At 39.3% G+C, this 3540-nt stretch carries 4 protein-coding genes; all 4 read left to right on the top strand.

All coding sequences use genetic code 11. The features are described 5' to 3' along the window. The first annotated feature begins 247 nt into the window (after nt 1–247). On the top strand, nt 248–742 hold the full coding sequence (locus tag QZU45_RS11970) for a hypothetical protein (protein ID WP_295355600.1): 495 nt from the start codon (nt 248–250) through the stop codon (nt 740–742). Between the two features lie 144 nt (nt 743–886). Then, on the top strand, nt 887–2425 hold the full coding sequence (locus QZU45_RS11965) for a DDE-type integrase/transposase/recombinase (RefSeq protein ID WP_295355598.1): 1539 nt from the start codon (nt 887–889) through the stop codon (nt 2423–2425). A 2-nt stretch (nt 2426–2427) separates the two neighbouring features. Then, nucleotides 2428–3285 (top strand): AAA family ATPase, encoded by an 858-nt coding sequence (locus QZU45_RS11960; RefSeq protein ID WP_295355596.1) that lies wholly within the window; start codon nt 2428–2430, stop codon nt 3283–3285. A gap of 49 nt (nt 3286–3334) precedes the next feature. After that, the coding region (locus tag QZU45_RS11955) for a hypothetical protein (protein ID WP_295355594.1) at nt 3335–3540 on the top strand (206 nt) is incomplete at its 3' end.

Genomic DNA, 3540 nt, shown 5'->3' with positions numbered 1-3540 from the left:
AGAAAAGGATATTTGAAGAGGTGTGCACTATGCTTAGAAATAGGCGTCAGGTGCCAGCTCTAAAAAGTCTAGCAAACCACACGAGCTGGCACCCATCCCAGTACAGACGCCAAGGCGGTGTACTTTCTACAATATAGCATATTCTGGATGCAGGATTTTTGAGCATCTTAAAAAAGATGGCAAAAAAGTTTTAAGACTTACTTTTCATAAATCAGCGCGTCCCTGCTGTTCCCTTTGTGGAAGGTTGTTGATTAAGGACGGTTTTACAGATTATGAAAAGGTTATCTATAACTACGGAAAGAACTGTGTTGAAAAGTTTCAGCTGCAAAGGCTGACATGCGCTAACAGACAATGTCAAGGTTCAAAAGAAATTCATGTTCTGCTAAGAGAGGATATGCTTCCTCAAGAGGCTCTTGATAGTGTAACTGCAGATGAAGTTCTTAAAGCTCATAAAATATTCTACAGAATGTTAGAGCTATCTCCCCAGCCAGGGAAGAAATTAACCCAGAAATATATTGAAGAACTATGCAGAGGTGAACCTTACCTTAGCTATTTTTTTAAGAAATACCACGGTGATAGTTTTCTGTTTTCTAGATATATCCTGGGGAGACATGCAAAAAGACTTCATTCAGCGGTGAATTTACTCCGTGATATTACCCCGAATATGCTTAGAATTCAGCAGATTGTCGCTGGGAATATATCTGGTCATTTAAAGAAATTTCATCAAATGATTTATCCTTGACAAATATCTTACTCACCATCTGCCGTCGTGGCCTTATTTCATCCACATTACATAAGATCTCACTTCCTTATAGTGCCTGTAATATTGTCCTCAGGAAGGATATTGCCCCTCCTTAGGTTTAATTTTTAGGAATAAGGGAGTCTTATGAGTAAAAATAACTACGCAACCAACGATAAATTTCAAAGTACCGCAGACTACAGACTGCAGGTAATAGCACCTCTGTTGCATATTAAAGCTGAAACCAGAAAACAAAAAAAAGAGTTTTATAAGAAGCTCAAAGCAATTTCAAGTGATACCGGTGTATCACCACGAACCATAAAAAGATGGCTTGCAGATTACTCTGAGAAAGGAATTGCCGGATTGAATACCAAATACCCAAAGATTAGAACTGATAAGAAACTGTATATCAAGTTTGAATCTTTACTGGATGAGGCAAAGGCAATGCGGTTGCAGTCTCCTACCATTAGTGTAAATGAGATTATATCCTGCCTTGAAGGTCGTCATCCTGAGCTTGCTGGAATTATAAAACGCAGTACTTTACAGGATCATTTGTGTAAAAACGGCTATGGTCGCAATGAGCTTTTAAGAAAGGCAGAGGTTTCAGGTAGAGCCTTTTTCGGAAGATACAGAAAACTACATAAAATGAGCCAGATACAGGGAGACGTAAAGGAGCCTCCTCGTTATTGTGTGGTAAATGAGAAAGGACTTCCTGTGACTCCTTATATCCAGTTATGGATGGATAATTACAGTCGAAAAATCCTGACCTATAAAATAGATATTTCCCAAAAAGAAGGTTTAGCCTTAAGCAGTTTCAAGCTGCTCATAGAGCAGTATGGTATTCCTGAAACAATTCTAACCGACCAGGGCTCTATATATCACGGACAAGCATTCAATCACTGCTGCCACTGTCTTGGCATCACACATAAACGTTCAAAGCCATATACACCTCAGTCCAAGGGAGCACTGGAGAGAGCAAACGGTACGCTTGATGCTCTTCTTGATCAGATTAGGCTGATGGATAATTTAAGGTACGACAAATTCGTTGAACTCATAGCTCAATGGATTGAAGAATATAATAATCGACCTCATTCAGCCCTCTCATATACAGATGAGCAGGGAAAAAAGCATAAGCAGTCTCCAAATGAAGCCTTTAACAATGATTGCACCAAGGTAAGAATTGCAGATTTAGAGCTGTTAAATTATGCCTTTACCACTCATTCCTCAAGAATGGTTTCTAAAGACGGGACCATCAGTTTCAAGGGAAAGCTCTACAAAATTAAAGCCGGTTATGCAAAAGCGGGAGAACGAGTAACCATTGTTTATTCAACGGTTGATGCCAAAATTGAACTTGCTGTAAATAAATCACCTCAGGATATAGGAGATGATGGTAACGAATATGAATTTGTACCACTGTTTGAGCATGTCATTACTTCAGACGTAGATTTTGCGGATCGCACAATCAAAGATGAAACAGTTCTACCTCAGGAGAAAAGTATCGATGGTGAGTCTGCAGTAACACCTGTAGTTGAGCGTTATTACAGAGATATAGCTAAAAAGAACGGCACCTATAAGGATGAAAGCTCTTTTAAGAAGCAGCTCTCCAATGAGCTCATCTTTAAGCAGGAAGAATCAGAACCACCTGCTCAGCAGTCACTCTATAAATTGTGCCAGAAGGAGGATTAACCATGGAACTAAAAGACTTTGTATCATATTTTAAGCTTCAGAATATGCCTTTCACCAACAGAATCGGGACTGAATATCTATACAAGTCAGACAGCATTGTTGAAATTCAAAACAAACTGCAGCTGGCGGTTCAGGATAATTCCTTTGCGGTGCTGTCAGGTGAGCCTGGTACAGGGAAAAGCACCGTATTAAGAAAATTTACCTCAGCACTAAATCCAGAACAATTTCTGGTGCTGTATGTTTCAATGTCAAACGCAACACCAAGATGGTTATATTCAGTTCCGCTGGAAATGCTTGGAATTAAAGCTCATACATACGTCAATGATGCCAGAAGGCAGTTTCATAAAGAACTGGATATTCAGAGGGAAACCTATCACAAGAAAGTAATTATGGTCGTAGACGAGGCGCACCTCTTTACAATGAGTTATAAGAAATTCGACCTGCTTGAGGAGATCCGATTTTTACTGAACGGTTCTCGCTATGATTCTGGTTCACCTCTGACTTTAATTCTGTCAGGACAATCTGAAATCTGGAATATTCTCAGAACAGAAAGATGTAAGGCAATTACCCAGAGAATAATGTATGTTTGCAAAACCAACAATCTCTCTAAAGAACAGGTCGGCCCTTATATTGCATCTCACCTTCGCTGGGCAGGAAGTTCAGAACCGCTTTTTTCCTCTGAAGCAGTTGATCTAATATCAGATCTTTCCTCTGGAATTCCTCGTCTGATCAATAAAATCTGTATTCATTCACTTAATTATGCAGCGCTTAAAAATCAGTCAGTTGTTACACCTGAACTGGTTGCCCAGGCGGCAAACAATGAGGTTATCGATATTATTTTAAAAGGCGCCAACGCCTAGATAACAGTAGTCCATATTTTGCATTAGTAAATCAAATGGAGAGGTATTTATGACAGTAAATGAAATAGAAAGCTCTGTTTGCTTAGATGACGAGTCATCTTTTTGGAGAGGAAAGATTGGACCTGAGATCAGTTCTGATGCCAGAACTCTTTCGTATGAGCTTGAAGAGCTAAAGTCTATTCTGGACACAGCTTCATTTATAATTTCAGATTACAAAATTAGAGATATGCGCTCGTTAGATCAGCATGCAAAACT

Source organism: uncultured Succinivibrio sp. (assembly GCF_902756765.1).
GTDB lineage: Bacteria > Pseudomonadota > Gammaproteobacteria > Enterobacterales > Succinivibrionaceae > Succinivibrio.
This window is presented reverse-complemented; position numbering and strand designations above follow the sequence as displayed.

Coding starts and splice junctions, on each gene's coding strand:
- QZU45_RS11965 (WP_295355598.1), top strand. CDS start 887: ATGAGTAAAAATAACTACGCAACCAACGATAAATTTCAAAGTACCGCA.
- QZU45_RS11960 (WP_295355596.1), top strand. CDS start 2,428: ATGGAACTAAAAGACTTTGTATCATATTTTAAGCTTCAGAATATGCCT.